Annotated in this window: 14 protein-coding genes and 1 pseudogene; 2 read left to right on the plus strand and 13 right to left on the minus strand. The window is 49.3% G+C overall.

Translation table 11 applies throughout. The features are described 5' to 3' along the window. Window positions 1–13: 13 nt before the first annotated feature. The 3 genes from M3G15_RS01700 to M3G15_RS01710 form a co-directional block, all read right to left on the minus strand. Window positions 14–853, minus strand: a complete 840-nt coding sequence (locus M3G15_RS01700; RefSeq protein ID WP_009226435.1) for a carbohydrate ABC transporter permease — start codon at window positions 851–853, stop codon at window positions 14–16. 12 nt (window positions 854–865) lie between these two features. After that, window positions 866–1,804: a carbohydrate ABC transporter permease gene (locus tag M3G15_RS01705; protein ID WP_260069889.1), complete on the minus strand. Its 939-nt coding sequence runs from the start codon at window positions 1,802–1,804 to the stop codon at window positions 866–868. A gap of 101 nt (window positions 1,805–1,905) precedes the next feature. Further along, window positions 1,906–3,249 (minus strand): ABC transporter substrate-binding protein, encoded by a 1,344-nt coding sequence (locus tag M3G15_RS01710; RefSeq protein ID WP_260069912.1) that lies wholly within the window; start codon window positions 3,247–3,249, stop codon window positions 1,906–1,908. A 325-nt stretch (window positions 3,250–3,574) separates the two neighbouring features. Here M3G15_RS01710 and M3G15_RS01715 point away from each other — a divergent pair, with 325 nt between their 5' ends. Next, window positions 3,575–5,296 carry a cache domain-containing sensor histidine kinase gene (locus tag M3G15_RS01715; protein WP_260069890.1) on the plus strand — a complete coding sequence of 574 codons (1,722 nt, stop codon included), beginning with the start codon at window positions 3,575–3,577 and terminating at the stop codon, window positions 5,294–5,296. A 53-nt stretch (window positions 5,297–5,349) separates the two neighbouring features. Beyond that, entirely contained in the window at window positions 5,350–6,972 is a 1,623-nt protein-coding gene (locus M3G15_RS01720; RefSeq protein WP_260069891.1) for a response regulator, read from the plus strand. Here the strand turns inward: M3G15_RS01720 and M3G15_RS01730 are convergent. The 10 genes and pseudogenes from M3G15_RS01730 to groES all read right to left on the minus strand — a co-directional run bounded on the left by M3G15_RS01730 (window position 6,973) and on the right by groES (window position 17,167). Further along, a pseudogene (locus M3G15_RS01730) lies at window positions 6,973–7,922 on the minus strand (ABC transporter permease). Window positions 7,923–8,239: 317 nt separating this feature from the next. After that, window positions 8,240–9,328, minus strand: coding sequence for a Gfo/Idh/MocA family protein (locus tag M3G15_RS01735; protein ID WP_009226295.1), 1,089 nt, complete (start codon window positions 9,326–9,328; stop codon window positions 8,240–8,242). Continuing rightward, window positions 9,325–10,359, minus strand: a complete 1,035-nt coding sequence (locus tag M3G15_RS01740; protein WP_009226294.1) for an AraC family transcriptional regulator — start codon at window positions 10,357–10,359, stop codon at window positions 9,325–9,327. Before M3G15_RS01740 ends, M3G15_RS01735 begins: the two co-directional genes overlap by 4 nt. Window positions 10,360–10,394: 35 nt before the next feature. Beyond that, window positions 10,395–11,384, minus strand: coding sequence for a Gfo/Idh/MocA family protein (locus M3G15_RS01745; RefSeq protein ID WP_260069893.1), 990 nt, complete (start codon window positions 11,382–11,384; stop codon window positions 10,395–10,397). A 405-nt stretch (window positions 11,385–11,789) separates the two neighbouring features. After that, window positions 11,790–12,848 (minus strand): SIR2 family NAD-dependent protein deacylase, encoded by a 1,059-nt coding sequence (locus M3G15_RS01750; protein ID WP_260069894.1) that lies wholly within the window; start codon window positions 12,846–12,848, stop codon window positions 11,790–11,792. Between the two features lie 17 nt (window positions 12,849–12,865). After that, a complete protein-coding gene (locus tag M3G15_RS01755; protein ID WP_260069895.1) occupies window positions 12,866–13,270 on the minus strand; it encodes a hypothetical protein in 405 nt (134 codons plus the stop codon). 2 nt (window positions 13,271–13,272) lie between these two features. After that, window positions 13,273–13,866 carry a hypothetical protein gene (locus tag M3G15_RS01760; protein WP_260069896.1) on the minus strand — a complete coding sequence of 198 codons (594 nt, stop codon included), beginning with the start codon at window positions 13,864–13,866 and terminating at the stop codon, window positions 13,273–13,275. A gap of 135 nt (window positions 13,867–14,001) precedes the next feature. Further along, the gene (locus M3G15_RS01765) at window positions 14,002–14,994 is read right to left on the minus strand and encodes a helix-turn-helix transcriptional regulator (RefSeq protein WP_260069897.1); all 993 of its coding nucleotides are present in this window, start codon (window positions 14,992–14,994) and stop codon (window positions 14,002–14,004) included. Between the two features lie 214 nt (window positions 14,995–15,208). Beyond that, window positions 15,209–16,828 (minus strand): chaperonin GroEL, encoded by a 1,620-nt coding sequence (groL, locus tag M3G15_RS01770; RefSeq protein WP_260069898.1) that lies wholly within the window; start codon window positions 16,826–16,828, stop codon window positions 15,209–15,211. 57 nt (window positions 16,829–16,885) lie between these two features. Continuing rightward, window positions 16,886–17,167, minus strand: coding sequence for a co-chaperone GroES (gene groES / locus M3G15_RS01775; RefSeq protein WP_016313170.1), 282 nt, complete (start codon window positions 17,165–17,167; stop codon window positions 16,886–16,888). Window positions 17,168–18,407 lie beyond the last annotated feature (1,240 nt).

Genomic DNA, 18,407 nt, shown 5'->3' on the forward strand with positions numbered 1-18,407 from the left:
GGACCATGATCTATTACCCCTTAATACCGGACGAGGCCACGCCCTGCACGAAATATTTTTGCAGCGCCAGGAAGACGATCAGCACCGGAATGATAGAAATGACGCTGGCGGCCATAATTAAGCCATATTCAGCGGAATACTGCGTAATGAACATCCGCAGCCCGATTTGGATCGTTTTGAGTTCCGTCTTGGTCAGGTAAATCATCGGCCCGAGGAAATCGTTCCACGTATTGACGAACGTGAAGATCGTCAGCGTGGACAGCGCCGGCTTCGAGAGCGGAAGCATGATTTTCGCCCAGATCCCGTATTCGTTTAATCCGTCAATGCGCGCCGCTTCGCAGAGCTCATCCGGGATGCCTTGATAGAACTGGCGCATCAAGAACACGCCAAAGGCCGAGAACGCCTGCAGAAAAATAATCGCAAGATGGGTGTTGTTTAGCCCCATGGAACGCATCATGATAAACTGCGGAACCATATACGCTTGCCACGGAATGGCGATGGTGGCAATATAGCCAAGAAACAGCGCATGTCTCCCTTTGAACCGCAGCTTCGAGAAAGCATACGCCGCAAAGCTGGAAGTCAGCAGCTGAAGCAAAGTAACGATCACCGACAGCTTCGCCGTGTTGTATATAAACCGGCCGAGCGGGATCCGCGTCCAGATTTCCACGTAGTTCTGCCACCTTGGAGCATCCGGGATCCACTGCATCGGGAACGAGAACACATCCTTATTTAATTTAAGCGAGGAAGACAGCATCCACGCATAGGGAACAAGCATGCACAGCACAACGACCGCGAGCACCAGGTACGCAAAAATCTTGGCAACGACTTTGACTTGTTTGTTAGCTCCTGTCATTTTTGCATCCTCCTATTGTCCGTACTTCTTCTCGCCCTGAAATTGAATCAAGGTGATCCCCAGAACGAGCAGGAACAGCACGATCGCCATAGCGCTGGCGTACCCGTAATCCAGCGAGCGGAACGCGGTATTATAGATTTGATAGACAAGTACCCGGGTCGAGTTGTTCAGCTGATTATCAGCACCGGCAAACAGGTTGATAAAGATGTCGTACACTTTAAACGAATTGATGATCAGGATCATCAGTACAAAGAACGTGGTAGGTGCCAGCTGCGGGATTGTCACGTTGACAAATCTTTTCCATGGTCCCGCCCCGTCCAGCTCGGCAGCTTCATACAGCTCGGGATTTACTCCCTGCAAACCTGCCAAATAAATGACCATGTAGTAACCCATATTTTTCCACACTGTAAAAAGAATGACCGTAAACATCGCCCAATCTTTATCTGCGGCCCAGCGGGGCAAATCCTCAATCGGGATCCCGGTGATCGCGTGCAGCAGATTGTTCACCGGCCCCATCGTAGGGCTGAACACGAAATTCCAAACGGCTGCCACGGCAACCAGCGAAGCGACATAGGGGAAGAAGAACACGGTCCGCATAAAGTTGCGGCCGAACAGCTTCTGATTCAGCAGGATCGCCAGCGCCAGCGCACAGACCATCGTTAACGGCACAACGCCAATCGTATAAATAATGGTGTTCCAGAAAGCTTTGTGAAAGGTGCTGTCATTTAGCAACCGGGAAAAATTGCGCAGCCCCACGTACTCCATCGGGTTGGCCCCGTCCCATTTCACAAAGGCGAGCACAAACGCATAAACCATCGGCACCAGCGTAAACACGGCAAAGCCGATGAAGTTGGGGGCAATAAAGCTGTACGCCACCAAATGATCTTTGACGTTCTTGGATAACGCGCTTCTTTTAACCACTTTGGTTCCTAACACGGGTTCATTCTGCATGATTTCTCCTCCAAACCAACTTGTGCTAGAGCATTTGGTAAAAAAAGGCGGGCTTTCAAGCCCGCCCCTGGCAGCATCAAAATCTCCTGCGAGATCAGCGATTAGTTATTGAGTACCTCTTGCACCCGTTTCTCCATATCTGCCAACCCTTCGTCGATGGTCGCATTTTTCGTCATGATGTTGTCGTGTGCTTCGTTCAGGATGACATCGATGTCCGCACTCTTCTCATGCAGCGGCATTTCCAGATAGGTTCTTTCGGTCGTCAAAGCTTCTTTGCTGTTCTCGTCCGTCGGGAAGCCGTCCATGGAAGCGATGGAGTTGACCACTTCATCGTTTTTGATCGCCGGAATCGTACCCGTGGATGCGATCACCGCTGCGCCTTCTTCACCGGTGACGAATTTCAGGAATTCTAAAGCCGCTTCTTTGTTGGCGGACTTTTGGTTCACGGCCAGGGAAGTAATCGTTCCCAGCGTTGTCCCGGCGGGTACGCCGTCCGGATGCGGATATTTCACGATCCCCCAGTTTGTAGCCTGGGATTCACCGCTCTTCACCTTGTCGATTTGCGTAGCGATAAACCAGCTGCCCATGTTCATCATCGCAACGGAATTATTGTAGAATACGCCGGAATAGTGAGTGCTGGAGGTCTTTAACGTAGCGTAGTCCATCACGATGCCGTCGTCTTGCTGTTTCAGAATCCGTTCGTAAATCGGTTTCAAGAATTGATAGTTGCCATCCACGATGGTGTTCTTTCCGTCCAGGATGCCAAACAACTGAACTGCACTGCGCCAAGTGTGGTAATGCGCGCCGTATACTTTTTCCGAGCCGCTGCCGGACGTCAATTTACGGGCCAACTCGTCGTATTGATCCAGCGTCATATCGTTGGTTGGATAAGGAACTCCGGCTTTATCAAACAGGTCCTTGTTATAATAAACGACCCAGAAGTCACTGCGGAAAGGCAGCGCGTACACATCGCCGTTCATTTGAATTTGCTCAACCGTTCCGCCGTAGAGGGAAGTATCAATGCCTTGGGTGTCAATGAAGCTCTTGAGCGGCTCTAGGTGGTTCTGCTTCACCAGGTTGACGTAGCCCGGTATGTCCTTGATGGTCAGAATATCCAGGGCTGCACCGCCAGAGAGCTGTGTGCTGAGCATCGTCATGTAGTCGGTAGAGCCAAGGTCAACATATTCGATCGTTACGTTCGGATGGTCTTTCTTATAAGCGTCGATCAAAGGCTGGTAGTAAGCGGTTGCCTCCCAGTCCCACAGCGCCCATTTCAGCGTGACCGGCTTGTCGCCCGTCTCATTGGAAACGCTTGCAGAATTGTTCGTTTGAGGCTCTGTGGTATTCGCTTTGCCCGAGTTTCCGTTGTTGCCGGAACAGCCTGCCAGCAGACCCATAAGGAGAACGGCCGCCAAGGTAATACCGAATACTTTCTTTCGTCTCATCTTCAAACCCCTTTTCCTCCTGTTTTCCAGATCGGCAACGCCGAATCCTTAGGTACATGGTATCGAAATTCGAAATGTAAGGGCATACATTTTTGCGTTCATTTCCTACACTTTTCTATTCGCTTCTTCAAGAAACGGATGAAAAGCTGTAAAATCATACTCAAAAGATGTAAAAATGGTTGTTTATGATCCGGGCCGCTGCTGATGAAGTCAACTCATGTTATTGTAGTTTATATCGGTAAAAACTCGCAGTGATCTTACTCCGGACGAGGTGATCGACACGCGCGCAAGAAAAGCCACTATCAAAAGCCGGATCATCCTGATCATGACCATGTTTGCCTTGCTGATCGCAGGGATTCTGTCTTTTTTCAGCTATGAGCTGATCTCGTATTTTCAGCGTAAAACGACCATTCAGGCGACGGAATTCAACCTGCAGCTCGTCTCTCACATCATCGATCAAGATCTCAATAACTTGAACACCTTGGCTTTAACCAGCAGCACGAACTCGCCTACCAATCAACTGATTCAGAACTATTTCATCTCGCCGGACGCCAGCGCCAAAGACAGGCTGAATGTCTTCTTATCGATGCAGGAGGACTTCCGGGTTAACCGGTCCAACAGCTACGTGCGTCGCCTGATCATCACGGATCACCAAGACAAGTTTATTCAGGTTGACAATTCTGGAAGCGCTTCAGTTCCGCTGAATATCCATAATATTACCCAGTTGCCCGGCCTGTCCGCAGATGCGAAGGAAGCTTGGGAACGCGTGATCCAGGACCCATTCTCCCGCTCCAGCGGCATCCCGATCGTGCTGCCGATTTACGGTGAACGGGCTGCACGCATTGGGACGGTCTATCTTCTGGCTAACACCTCCGTGATCACCGATAAGCTAAAAGGATACAGTCTGCCGGAGGGCTCTGAATTGCTGCTTACCCTCGGCAGCCAAACATACCGCATTGAAGGGGACAAAGTGCAGCCGCTCGAAAGCCCTTACACCGTGTTGCCGTACGACAAAAGCGAGGCCACCGGGGCGCTCACCAAGCTCGAATGGATGGAGCAGGACGGAGAACGTCAAATCTCCGTGTCCTATCCGGTCCGGGAAGGCGTTATGCTGTCCCAGACGCTGGACAAGAAGCAATTTGCTCCGCAGCTGAACGCTTGGCTGCTGCTGATGATTGGCGCATCCGTGCTGGTGATCGCATTAAGCGGTTTTATAATGTTGTATTTAACTCGCACGATCAGCCTGCCCGTGGAAAAGCTGCGGAAACGGATCGATAAGATCGCGCAAGGCAATTTCTTTATCGACCGGAATATCGAATGGAACAGCGAGCTGGGGGATGTGGGACGCGGCATCAACCGGTTGTCCCAAGACATTTTGATGCTGATGGAATCCCGAGTAGCGGACGAGAAGCAGAAGCAGGAGCTGGAATATCGGATGCTGCAAAGCCAGATCAGCCCTCATTTTCTCTATAATACACTTAATTCGATCAGATGGATGGCTACAATTCAGAACGCTACGGGAATCGCGGAAATGGTCACCTCCTTATCGCGGCTGCTGCGCAGCATCGCCAAGGATCAACGCAAGCTGGTTCCGCTGCGGGAAGAGCTTAGCTTGATGAACGACTATTTCCTCATTCAAAAATATCGCTACGGCGGTACGATTACAATGGAACAGATTGTTGAAGACGAGGAGCTCCTTTCCAGTCTAGTTCCCCGCTTTACGCTGCAGCCGCTGGTGGAGAATGCGATTTTTCATGGGATCGAGCCGAAGGGACGCGGTAACATTACGGTGATGGTAGCCAAAACCGGGTACGACGTGCGGATTACGATTGAGGATAACGGCGTGGGGATGAGTGAAGCCCAAATTGATGCGATCTTGTCCAAGCAAGAAGAACCCGGCTCCAAAGGCCTGTTTGAAAATATCGGACTCCGCAGCGTACACGACCGTCTGCGTCTGACCTTTGGGGATCGATACGGTCTCTCCATCGAAAGCAAGCTAAACGAATTTACCAGAATGCACTTGCTGTTGCCTTACCGGAAGTCGTGACCTCCGTCTTTTACAACTTGTCGTTATCGTAAGCCCCGGAAGGAAGTGATCGTATGATTAAATTGCTGATTGCCGATGATGAGGCGCTTGTCTGCATCGGCCTGCAGTCCATGCTCAAATGGGAAGATTATCAGATCGAAATCGTTGGTATCGCCCACAACGGCGCCCAGGCTGAGGAGATGATCGAGTCGCTGCGTCCCGACCTTGTGATTTCCGACATTAAGATGCCGGTCAAAACCGGTCTGCAGGTCGCCGAATCCGTGCGCAGCAAAAATGGCCGGATTCCGCTCTTCATCTTCTTAACGAGCTATGAGGAATTCGAATATGCGCGTCGCGCCATTCATCTGCAGGCGGCGGATTATTTGGTCAAGCTGGAGCTGACCCCGCAGATCCTGGCCGAATCCGTCCAGAAGGCCGTAGCCATACTGGGGGAATATAAAACCGCAGAGAGCTACCCCAGTATGCTGTACCGCAGCAATTTGCATGCGCTGCGTGATAAATTTTTTATCCGCCTGTTTAATCAGCTGTTCGAGAACAAAAATCAGTTCCTTCTGCAAAGAGACGATCTCGAACTGGATTTATCCGCTCCTGCCTACCTCGTCTGCTCTTGCCGGATTCAGGGGCCGGAGAGCGTTCCCCCGCGCGGGGATAAGCTGGTCGCTTTGTGCTCCAGCACGGTGCAGATGGCCAAGGATACGCTCGCGTCGTCGCGACCCTGCTTCGTGACCAGCCTGGATTTACGGAACTTCGCGATTGTGCTGCTCCTCTCGGATCCAGACCCGCAGCGTTGGATGCCGGAGGTAGAGGAGCTCCTGCACCATATGGCAGAGGTTCTTCATTCCTATTTCAACGTGAAAATTATCGGCGCGGTTGGGAATGCCGTGGAGGACCCGTACATGCTGCACGAGAGCTACCTGGCTGCCCGCCGGGCGCTGCCTTTTGCCCTTGACCAGCAATCGTTTGTTTTCTTCACCCAAAGCGAAGCGGCCCATCTGGCTTCCCCAGGAGTAGACGCCATCATCTCTCGCTCGGAGATCCGCCGCGCCTTTGAGGAGCTGGATACCCACGCATTGCATACTATGATCACGAATCTCATCGACCGGTTTAACGGCCGGCCCGAGCTGCTTGTGCCTGCTACCGATGCGGCTTGCAATATTTTATATATGGCCACCTCTTTGCTGGCAGACGGTGAGAACGTAGTCGAGCAAATTTTCGAGAACGAGCCGGAGGGGTACCGCGCGATCTATAAAAAGCAAACCACCCAAGGTGTGATCGATTGGCTCGTGCAATTCCGGGACGGTTGCTGCGAAATCCTGTCTTCCCGCAAGCAGAGCTACAAAGAACAAATCGTCCGAAACGTGCAGGACTATGTGAAACGGAATTTGAGCAGCAAGCTGTCCTTAAATCAGGTGGCGGACGTTTTTAACTTCAGCCCCAATTACTTAAGCCATCTGTTCTCCAAAACGACCAAAATCAATTTCGTGGAATACGTCACGGAGACGAAAATTGCGGCGGCCAAGGAAATGATGGTTCGCGGGGAAGGCCGGATCTATGAAATCTCGCAAAAGCTGGGATATGAAAGTGCGTTTTATTTTAGCAAAGTGTTCAAAAAAGTAGAGGGCATATCGCCGCGGGAGTTCATGCAGCGCTTGAACAGCTCGTTGCCTTCCGGCTGATCATTGCCGCAGGATGCCCTTTCGATGGATCTTCACCCGAGGATCAACGATCGTGTAGAGCAAGTCCGCCAGAAAGTTGGCGACCACTACAAAGGCGGAGATAATCAGGATGATCACAAGAAGCAAGGGATAATTCCGGGATTGCGCAGAATAGACCGCCAAGCTTCCTAGACCCTCCCAGTTAAAACGTTCTCTACCACCGCGGCACCCGAAATCAGGGTCGGTAAATCCAGCATGATGATGGTAATGACGGGGATTAAACCAACTCTTAACGCATGTCGATAGGTGACTCTTCGTTCCGAAGCCCCTTTGGCGCGAGCCAGATTCAGAAATTCAGAAGGCAGCACCTCGATCAGGCTGGTGCGGACCATTTTCATATAATAAGCAATCAATCCGATCGTGACTGTAGCAACCGGGAGTACCATGTGGTAGATGAGGTCGTCCAGCTCTCCTTTTTTGTTCGGGGTATGCATGCTGCTTGGCGGGAACCAAAACAATTTGAAGGCAAAAATCTCCTGCAGCCAATGCCCCAGCACAAACGCGGGAATGCTGTACCCAACCAGGCTTAGGATCAGGCCAAGTTTATCCGATAGCCCATCCTGCCGTCTGCTGTTATAGATTCCCCACGGAATAGCGATCATCAAAGCAATGAGAAATGACGTACCCAATAAGTAAAAGCTATTCCAGAAATATCCCCAGATATAACTACTAATCGGTGTGTGATAATAATCCAGACCAAAGTTTCCACGCAGAAGGTCATTGATCCACCGGAAATATTGCTGGTAGATCGGCAAGTCCAGACCAAAGAGATGCTTCTGTTCGTTCGCATATTGAATTTGCTCTTCGGTCATCCCAATGCTAAGGGTCCACATATTCCCTGGCATCAGGCGCATCGCACAAAAACATACGCTCATGACGATAAATAACACAATCACCGAATAAAATGGCACGGCGAATCAGATAAGTCCACATCCGCATCCTCCTGAACCCCTAATTTGTCACTTATTCTAACATAGATGAAATGAAAGATGGCTTATATCATTGTAAATCGAATGTTAAATTTTCATAGTTTTCACGATATGTTAGATAAAAGATCGATTTGCAATCATATATATCCCTCCTTTTCCATAAAATCCCTTATATAGTTCTATAGTTCGACAAGAAGTCTCTTGAATCCTGCCTCCCCCCTCATTTCTGGGACATAACATAAACAGCCCCTGCCAAGAAGCGCAGGGACTGTTGAGATATGCTTTATATCGATGATAGATTAATCATTTCGCGGCAGTTCTACAGACACCTCGCGGCCCAATTCAGCGGAACGCAGCACGCCGTCGATAATCGCCTGTTGGATCAAAATTTGCTCGCCGGGGATCGGCGCAGGACGACCGTCGCGAACCGCTTCTGCGAAGTCTCGGACCTTCTCGTCGAACAGGTTCAATTTGTGCTCGATGAGTGGAATCGGGGTCTGGGTGTTACGGCCGTATTCGTCGTGGTACAGCGTAACTGAACCTACCGAGCCGTCCCATACGCCGGACCATGGACCGCTGCCTGCCGGCGTGATTTTGAGCCCCGCATCGGTACCAAGGAACATCGTTGCGCCTAACGTGTCCATGTGCATCGCCCAAGAGATTTTGAACTGCAACACAAGATCGTTCTCGAAGCGAACCATCGCCACGCCAAAGTCCTCTACCTCGAATCTGGACGCTTCAGGATGATAGAGCGGGTTACGGCCAAAATGGTTCGACGTAAAAGCAGATACCGAAAGCGGACGAGGATACCCCAGCGTATTCAGCGCCATGTCCAGCGAATAGCAGCCGATGTCTGCCATCGCCCCGGCTCCCGCCAGCTTCTTGCTGATAAACGTGCCTCCCGGCATGCCACGCCGACGGCCGCCGCCCGTCTCGGCGTAGTAGACCTTGCCTAAACGCCCGGATTGCACAATTTCCTGCAGCAGCTTCATATTCGGGTCATAGCGGGGCTGGAACCCGATGGACAACATGTTGCCGGTGTCGCGCGCAACCTGGGTCATTTCCAGCGCCTCCGCCAACGTGACGGACATCGGCTTCTCCAGCAGCACTTGCTTGCCCGCCTTCAGCGAATCGACCGTTGTCTCATGGTGCGAGACGTTTGGCGTACAGATGCTGACGGCATCCAACTCTTGCTCGAGCAGCTTGCGATGGCCGTCATAGGCTGCTGCGCCAACCAATTGCAGCGCCTCCACGAAATCCGCGGCTTTGCCCGGAATCACGTCGGCGACTGCCACGATCTCTACGAACGGAAGCTTCCGGTAAGCCGCTACGTGGGCTTTGGCAATTCCGCCGCTTCCAATAATGCCGATACGCAATTGTTTACTCATATGCTCGCTTCCTTCTCTCGTTTGGAATGGGGCGCCGAATGCTCGCCCGCATGCATTTTGCGGTACGCGCTTGGCGTCACTTCGTACTTGCTCTTGAACACCGGATACAGATAATTGGGATTCGCGAAACCGTGGGCAATGGCGATCTCCTCAATCGCTTTGTCCGTAAGGAGCAGATCCGAACAGATCGCAGTCAGCCGGGTATGCTCCAAATAATCGCGGAACGTCGTTCTCCCTTCACTGCGGAAGATCCGCTGAAGCTGCCGCGGGCTGATCCCGATTGCCTCCGCAACCTGCTCCAGCGAGATCGGCATGCTCTCGTTGTCCTGAATGTATTGCGTGGCCAACTTGTAGCGATGGAAGCTCATATCCCGTTCTGGAATTCCCCTTCTGTCGTCGGCCCGGTCCAGCACGCGAACGGTGCGCAGCAAAATCTGCACGATTTCCTGCTTCAGCAGCGTGTAGAAGCCGATCGGCTGCTCCTCCAAAATACGGTACGCCTCCAGAAAACCGCTCATCGCATGGAACCGGTCAACGACCGGTGCGATGGGCAAACGATCCAACGAGGTGATGCACTCCTCCGCCTCCGCTGCCTCCAACTCGTCTCCCCAGCCGCCGGGCTGGGCGTCCGCCTCCAGCGGCTCGATCTCCAAATGAAGACAAAGCTCATACATCGGATCTTCCGGGTCCGATTCCTGGTAATGCACCAGATCCGGTCCGGTCAAATAGAATAGCCCCTCGTGGAGATCATAAGTCTGGTCAACGAGAATCACTTTGCCCTTGCCTTTCGGAATATAATGGAATTCATAGCCCGAGTGCTTATGAAATTGAATGATATGTCCAGGAGGAAACGAGGCCAGATGGCAGCGCAGCACGCGAATTCCGTAACCACCCCAGCGGAATTGCAGCTCCAGCCGGTCGAGTGCATCCTGCCTTTCCGCCATTCTGGCGTACGGAAAAGGACTTGCGCTCCCCGCCGCTTTACGGTCAACCGGCTTCTTCCCTGTCGATTCGCGATGATCTGCCCGCATCTTGATCCCTCTTTTCCTTCGATGATAATCCGTTATTATTCCGCCAGCTCGTCGATCCGGATCGGGCGGCCTTCCGCCACTGAGCGATTCGCAGCTTCCATGAGTTTGGTCAGATCGACAGCCGCTGCGATGTTTTCCGTCGCCTCGGTGCCTTGCTTGATATGTTCCACCCATTGGCTGAACGCATAAGGTAATCGGTCCTCCAGCGCCAGCTTCTCCCATTGTCCGCTCCCGCCGTTGTAACGAACGACAGGAACCTCATCCGGGAACCCGTACAGCAGCGTGCCTTCCGTTCCGTGAAGCTCGATGGAGAACGGCGAGTGGCTGTTCACGAAGCCCGCTTCGGCGATGCCAAGCGCGCCTTCCGCATAACGCAGGATGGCTACGGCATTGTCTTCGACTTCCTTGCCCGTCACATAACCGAAATTCGCACTTACACTTTCGGGCATACCCAAAAAACGCCGTACCAGGTACATCGGATGGCAACCCAAGTCAATGAGGGCGCCGCCGCCGCACTGCTCCTTCGAGAAGAAGTGCTCGGGCAGCCAGTTCGCGGTCGCGCCGTTATGCGACAGCCGCACTCGCGCCATGGTTAGCTTGCCGAGCTTGCCGCCTTGAAGCACGCGGTCAATCGTCTGCGTATAGCCGTCGTACAGGCGCGGCAGGGAAACCATCAGCTTCACCCCTGCTTTTCGAACCGCAGCAAGAATGTCCGATACTTCCTTCGCCGTAGGAGCGATCACTTTCTCCGTGAAAATATGCTTGCCCGCCTCCGCCGCCTTCACCATGACCTCGCGATGCATATTCGTTGGTGCATCCACGATGACCGCATCGATGTCGTCCTGCGCGAGCATCTCATCCAGCGAGGCATAATACGGTACTCCGTACTGCGCCGCTTTGGCCTGCCCGCGTTCGGGAAGTTCATCCCAGATCGCGGCCAGCTCCGTCTCGGGATGCTCTAGTGCCTGCTTCGTGTAATCTTCTGCATGAACGTGCCAATAGCTGATTTTGCCAATGCGAATCATTCGGTAGTAAGCCTCCTTGGTATTTGACTTAAAATATACGACAACATACACAGATTACACAACTTTTATAGCCATTATAATGAGTTTTCGTGCCATTTGAACTATAAATTGACGACATGAAATAAAACATAGACTAGCCTATGTTTTATTTATCAGAAGGAATATGATTGGATTAGGAGTTATCACTTCGGGTGAGGGATTAGGTTAGAATTTGCAAATCGAGGTCAACTTGAAAATTGGGTATTTTTTACGCCAAACGGATGTTGTCTTTGGTGGGTTCAATTTTTTCGGATGAGATCAAAGAAATGAAGATTGGTGAAAAAAGAGGCCTCCCAGAAGTTTGATGTTTAAAAATTACGGATTGGGGGTGAATATTATACATCTCCAGTCGGCCTTATTTGTTATCTACAAATCATCTGCATTCATCCAGCGATCAATTTCCACGATACAATCCAATGCTCTTCCTATAATCACTGTATCGAACCGGTTTTGTGCCTCTATCATTTCATGGTTAAGCAGAATTGTCCTTCCTTTCGTTAATGTTGGAAGTTGGCTTGCCGGATAAACTTGCAGGCTTGTGCCGATTACCAATACCACATCTGCCTCTTCAATGAATCTCAATGAGTTCTCCCAAGCCTGTTGAGGCAGGGATTCTCCAAATAGAACGACATTGGGCCGCAGGAAACCACCGCAGGAACAAACCTCTCGATCTAAGAATTGACTTTTTGAGGCGCCTTTTCCACATTGATAACAGCGATAAGACAAGATTGAACCATGAAGCTCCTCAACAAATCGATTGCCGGCTCGTTGGTGTAATCCGTCAACATTCTGGGTTGAGATAAGCTTGAGCTTACCTTCTTTTTCCCACTTCCATAAAACGTCGTGCCCTGCATGCGGTTTTATGAGTTCCAGCTGTTCAATGCGCATTTTATAAAAAGCATGAAATAACTCATAATTATTTTCTAATGCTTCAACATTTGCTATTGTTTGGGGATCGATCTGTCTCCACCAACCCGAACGGGAACGGAAGTCGTTCACTCCTGAATCGACCGACATTCCAGCACCAGTTACAACAACGAGACGTTTGGATTGTTTAATTTGCTTTGCTGCTTCGATTATCGGATTATGATTAAATATTGCAGATCTCCATTTCTCTAGGTCGACCCCATTTTTCCTATGTAAAAAATGTAATATATCCAGTGCAAATAACGGATGAATAAATTTGGGATTTAATCGATACCAATTCCCCCTGATTTGTTCAAGCGCACCAAATAAATCAGCATCCATATCTGAAGACTGTGTTTCTAAAAATGGCTGCAAATCATTATCTTCTTCATCCAAAAGCTCACCCATTACTGATTCATTTCTTTTTGAGAAAAAACGCCAGCTGTCTTCGTCCCGTGTTCCAAATAACCGATAACCTCCACCTTCACCAGCTACAGATAAGATCAGTTCATCACTCATCGAGGTACTCCCTTATATTAATTTACATTCGCATCGAACTGTTGAATTATTTTCTCACATTCTTCATCCGTCTCAACTTTGCCTAGAATGTCATAATACGCTTTGTACATAGTTATTGCCCAGTAACATTCCTTTTCCCTTTTACAATCTACATACTCAATGAAACTGGAAGATCTTACTTCTATATCTTCTTTGCAGACGATACAAATCAAATACTTCCCTTTTACTAACTCCGAAACGGCGACATACTTAACGGATGGAGTCGTGACATTTGATTCTACCCATTCCCATTCCTCGTTATATACCGTTCCTTTATTAAACCAATAACCCTTCAATGGATCAGGCTTATAAGTGCTGTATTTTTCGGTTTTATACGCTCCCCATCTCAGCAATAATTTTTCAATCAAGTTTAATAGCGACATGATCACTTCACTTTACTATCGTATTCCTTCAGGATTTCACAAAGGTATTCTTCTCTTTGTTGCACCAAATGAGGGCATGGATGGCGATATTCCTTTTTTTTGGGATGGATTAATCCGAAACTGGGAATACCTGCTTCAGAAATCGCCTGTTTCCAAAGATTTTTTGCTGTTGACAGAGTTGTCCAACGCTTTAGGTGATCTACCCCCCACCCAATAAGTATCCAGGGTTGACTTTTTAGCTCATCAAGAGAGGGAATAGCTTCATAGATATCATATCGCTTTAGTTCTACATGCTTTTCGAGTTCCTCAATCGCCTGATCGGATCGGGCTTGTTGGATAGTAAACAAATTATAGATATTGAACCTGCCGGTTATGTTTTCACCATAAATACCATGAATAATTTTAATAAGCTGGTGCATCGTTGGATCAGGCTTAATTTCCTTCTTCTGAGCATCGCTGTAAGAAGCAGAACCGGGATTGAGAAGCAACGCTGATCCAATGGACCGATTGCTTTCCCCGAATTTTATGTAAGTGGATTTTCGCAAAGTAAGACCATTTTTCTCAACAAATTCACCAAATACAACCGGTTTTCCCATTAATACATCCCTCCAAATAATTCATGCTAATCAAAGCATATCATGTTATTAAGGCAAAGAAATTCGCTTGATCTCAAAATTCAATGGATCTGGAGACTGGAAAAACAAAACAACAACTTTTTGAACAGATAATCTTCAAAGTTGTTGTTTATGATAAGTTTTATAAAATTTGTCCGCTTCTTCTTGCATTGCAGTTCTCAAATCATTCGGGTACAAAACTTCAGCATCACTGCCCCAAATTAGAATCCACCTTTTCAACCCTTCACTAATTGCGCCCCGAAACTTTAAGATAAAATGGTTATCACCATCTTTTTGTATATCCGCTTGCAGTCCGAACCGATCCAGTACGGCATTTATTAAATGCGATTCAAACCGAATTTCGACTATTCTAACGTCTCCAGGATACATGTTAAAAAGGGTATGAGTATATTCTTCAACCGAAAAATTAGGGTCACGTTTAAATTTTTCAGACATAACAGTTACATCCACAATTCTATCCAATCGAAAATGCCGCCAACTTCCTTTATATTTGCAGATCAGATAATAGTAATCGCTATTCCAATACAATTCATACGGTTCGATCAAATACGGTTCTCCCTTGTTGGAGTGAACGAAATGTTTGGCGACATTAAATCTACCATATGTGATAAGTACTTTTTTAGATTCAATTATTGCTTTATGAAGAGATATGATATGGTACATGATCCCTTCATCCGTACTTTTAATCCGATTTTCATACTTCACAGTATTCGAAAGTTCATTCTGGAAGTATAGGCTACTCAACCCTCTGACCTTCTTGACTAATTTATCCGTTTGATCAACCGTTAGTATCTTAGCGGATGCTATTGAATCTATGATCATTCTTAACTCAGAGCTGGTTATATCAGGAACATATTTATAAAAAAATTGATTATGCGCCCCACGCCGAATTTGGATTTTAAATCCTGCCTCATTTAAATGTGTAATGTCCGATTCAATTGTATTTAAGCTAGGAGTACTGTGATTCGGAAATTTCTGCATCAACAATCCAATTAATTCCTGAATCGTGATTTCGTTATCTTCATCCGTGTATTTTCTAAAGAGTTCTTGAATTGCTAATAATCTTAGAGCAGGAGGTATTTTCTTCATCAGATTACTCACCCCAACTCAGTGAAATTAATAAAATGTTACTTGAAGAGCTCGCTCAACAGATCGCTACTCGCATAAAAAAAGACATCTTAGCTAATCACGGATGTATGACCCGTATTCTCTAAGATGTCTTCTTTTACGCATGGGGCAAAATGTGGGCAATCTGGGTTTCTCCGAAAAGAAACCCTTGCCCTACAAGGCTCTACAGCCTATCTTACATCATGCCGCCCATACCGCCCATGTCTGGAGCAGCTGGTTTTTCTGGTTCTGGTTTGTCAGCGATCACCGCTTCAGTTGTCAGGAACAGGCCTGCAACGGAAGCTGCGTGTTGCAATGCGGAACGAGTAACTTTCGCAGGGTCAACGATACCTGCTTCGATCATGTTCACCCATTCGCCAGTAGCCGCGTTGTAGCCGATGCCGACTGGTTCTTTCTTCAGGCGATCCACGATAACGGAGCCTTCTTCGCCAGCGTTTGCAGCGATCGTACGAACCGGCTCTTCCAGAGCGCGAAGCACGATGTTGACACCCGTTTTTTCGTCGCCAGTTGCTTCAACCGCAGCTACTGCGTTGTATACGTTCACGAGGGCAACACCGCCGCCGGATACGATACCTTCTTCAACAGCTGCACGCGTAGCGTTCAGTGCGTCTTCGATGCGCAGTTTGCGTTCTTTCAGTTCAGTTTCCGTAGCTGCACCAACTTTGATAACGGCTACGCCGCCAGCCAGTTTAGCCAGACGTTCTTGCAGTTTTTCTTTGTCGAACTCGGAAGTGGTTTCTTCCAGTTGCGCACGGATTTGGTTGACGCGAGCTTGGATGTCGGCTTTGTCGCCGCTGCCGTCCACGATCGTCGTATTTTCTTTCGTAACGATAACTTGACGTGCGTTACCCAGTTGCTCAATCGTCGTGCTCTTCAGATCCAGACCCAGTTTCTCAGTGATCACTTGGGCACCAGTCAGAGCAGCGATATCTTGCAGCATCGCTTCGCGACGGTCGCCGAAGCCAGGAGCTTTAACAGCTACCGCGTTGAACGTACCGCGCAGTTTGTTCACGATCAGCATGGCTTGAGCTTCGCCTTCGATGTCCTCGGCAATGATGAGCAGCGGTCTGGATTGTTGTACGATTTTCTCCAGAATTGGCAAGATTTCTTGCGTGCTGCTGATCTTCTTGTCGGTGATCAGGATGTATGGATTTTCAAGTACGGCTTCCATTTTGTCCGTATCCGTAATCATGTAAGGAGATACATAACCGCGGTCAAATTGCATCCCTTCAACCACTTCAAGCTCGGTTGCGAACCCACGGGATTCTTCAACCGTGATTACGCCGTCTTTACCTACTTTCTCCATGGCTTCAGCGATCAGTTCGCCAACTTCTTCGTCAGCAGCGGAGATTGCAGCAACTTGAGCGATCGATTGTTTGCCTTCGATCGTTTTGGAGATCTTCTTCAGTTCTTCGACTGCAGCGCGAACCGCTTTGTCGATCCCTTTACGCAGGCCGATTGGGCTAGCGCCGGCAGTAACGTTCTTCAGACCTTCACGGATCAGCGCTTGCGCCAGAACCGTTGCCGTTGTCGTACCGTCACCGGCTACGTCATTTGTTTTCGTCGCAACTTCTTTGACGAGCTGAGCGCCCATGTTTTCGAAGGCGTTGTCCAGTTCGATTTCTTTTGCGATCGTTACGCCGTCATTGGTGATGAGCGGGCTGCCGAATTTCTTTTCCAGCACAACGTTGCGGCCTTTCGGACCGAGCGTTACTTTTACTGCGTTTGCCAAAGCGTCAACCCCACGGAGCATCGCGTGGCGGGCGTCTTCACTGAATTTAATCTCTTTTGCCATTGTTCAATTACCTCCCATATAGTTGTGTAGATATTCGTTCGGATACGAATCGGCGGATTAGCCGATGATCGCGTGGATGTCGCTTTCTTTCATAATCAAATATTCTTTGCCTTCATATTTCACTTCAGTGCCAGCATATTTGGAGAAAATAACGCGGTCACCTTCTTTAACTTCCAACGGAACGCGGACGCCATCTTTCAAAGTTCCGCTGCCAACGGCGATGACTTTACCTTCCTGCGGTTTTTCTTTGGCTGTGTCTGGAAGCACGATGCCAAATGCCGTTGTCTCCTCTTGCTCGATCGGTTGCACGAGAACGCGTTCACCTAAAGGTTTGATCATGAAAAAACAGCCTCCTTTTAAATATGTGGTGTTATGTGTAGATGTTGTTATATATGTTAGCACTCAATCATCCTAAGTGCTAACAACCACTTTTATATTACTCAAGTTGCGAATAGATTTCAAGTTCCTTTGTACAAATTTTTTTCTTTGTTTCATGGGATGAAGTGCGCGCCTTCCTCATTGTATCCTTGAGCTTGGATAAATATTCCGAAGGAATGGACGAGCATGGCCCGCAGGATTACGGCGGCCTGGTGCCGGGGCTTGGGGCCGCATAAAAAGTGGGGAAGTCGCCGAGCAGCGTTTACGTCCGCCTTTGGGAGTTTGGGCGGCGAAAAGGTCGAGTTTGTAGCCCCCATAAGCGTTAGATTCACAACGCCCCCGTTTTGGGCCCAATAGCGTTGCTGGCAAGCGTTAGAGCGCAGGTTCGCTGTTGCTGCAGGTGTCTCGGCTGTCGCTGCTGTTGTTGCCACAGTCACTACTGTCACTACTGCTGCAGTTCTACTGTTGTTGTTCCGCAAGTGACTCTGGGGTCGCTAATTTAGTTACTCCGCGAGTTCCCTGTTGCCAACTATTGACGCTGCCGTCGCGCAAGTTACTTTTAACTGTTCATAGTTACTCCTAACTACTTCTAACTGCTCTTAATACTACGTCTCCTCTTCATTGCATTGCGCCTAACTGCGCTCCTGCTCCTAACCCACCGGGCGACGTGAACAGTTCCGGCTAACGCTTGCCACAGCGCTTATTTGGACCAAATGAGGGGGATTTCAATTCTAACGCTTGTCAGCGAGCTTATTTGCGCCAAAGGGCCCCGTTTCGAGGGCGAAACGGGCAAATAAGCTCTCTCATAAGCGTTAGATTCTCTACGCTGCCGTTTTGGGCCCAATAGCGTTGCTGGCAAGCGTTAGAGCGCAGGTTCGCCTCAACGGTGTTCGCCGGAGCCCATCAACGCACACAAGTTCCCTCACCGAGTCAGCGACCCCCTCACCGCGAGATCGACTCGCTCACATGGCAGTGGCTCGCTCAAGTTACAGTGGCTTGCTCACGTGACAGCACTCGCTCACCGCAACAGCAAACCCGCACCGGGACTGACATGACTTTGTAACGCGTTTTATTGCAACGCTAGTGCTTTGGGAGCCATTTGCTACCACCTTCTCTTCGCTCCAATCAGGGCAAAGAGCGGACAACAGCGGCTGAGCGGCGACTCCACCTCTACAACTGCGGCCCACACGAACCCCAGCGC

The sequence above is a fragment of the Paenibacillus sp. p3-SID1389 genome, from assembly GCF_025151705.1.
Taxonomy (GTDB): Bacteria; Bacillota; Bacilli; order Paenibacillales; family Paenibacillaceae; genus Fontibacillus; species Fontibacillus phoenicis.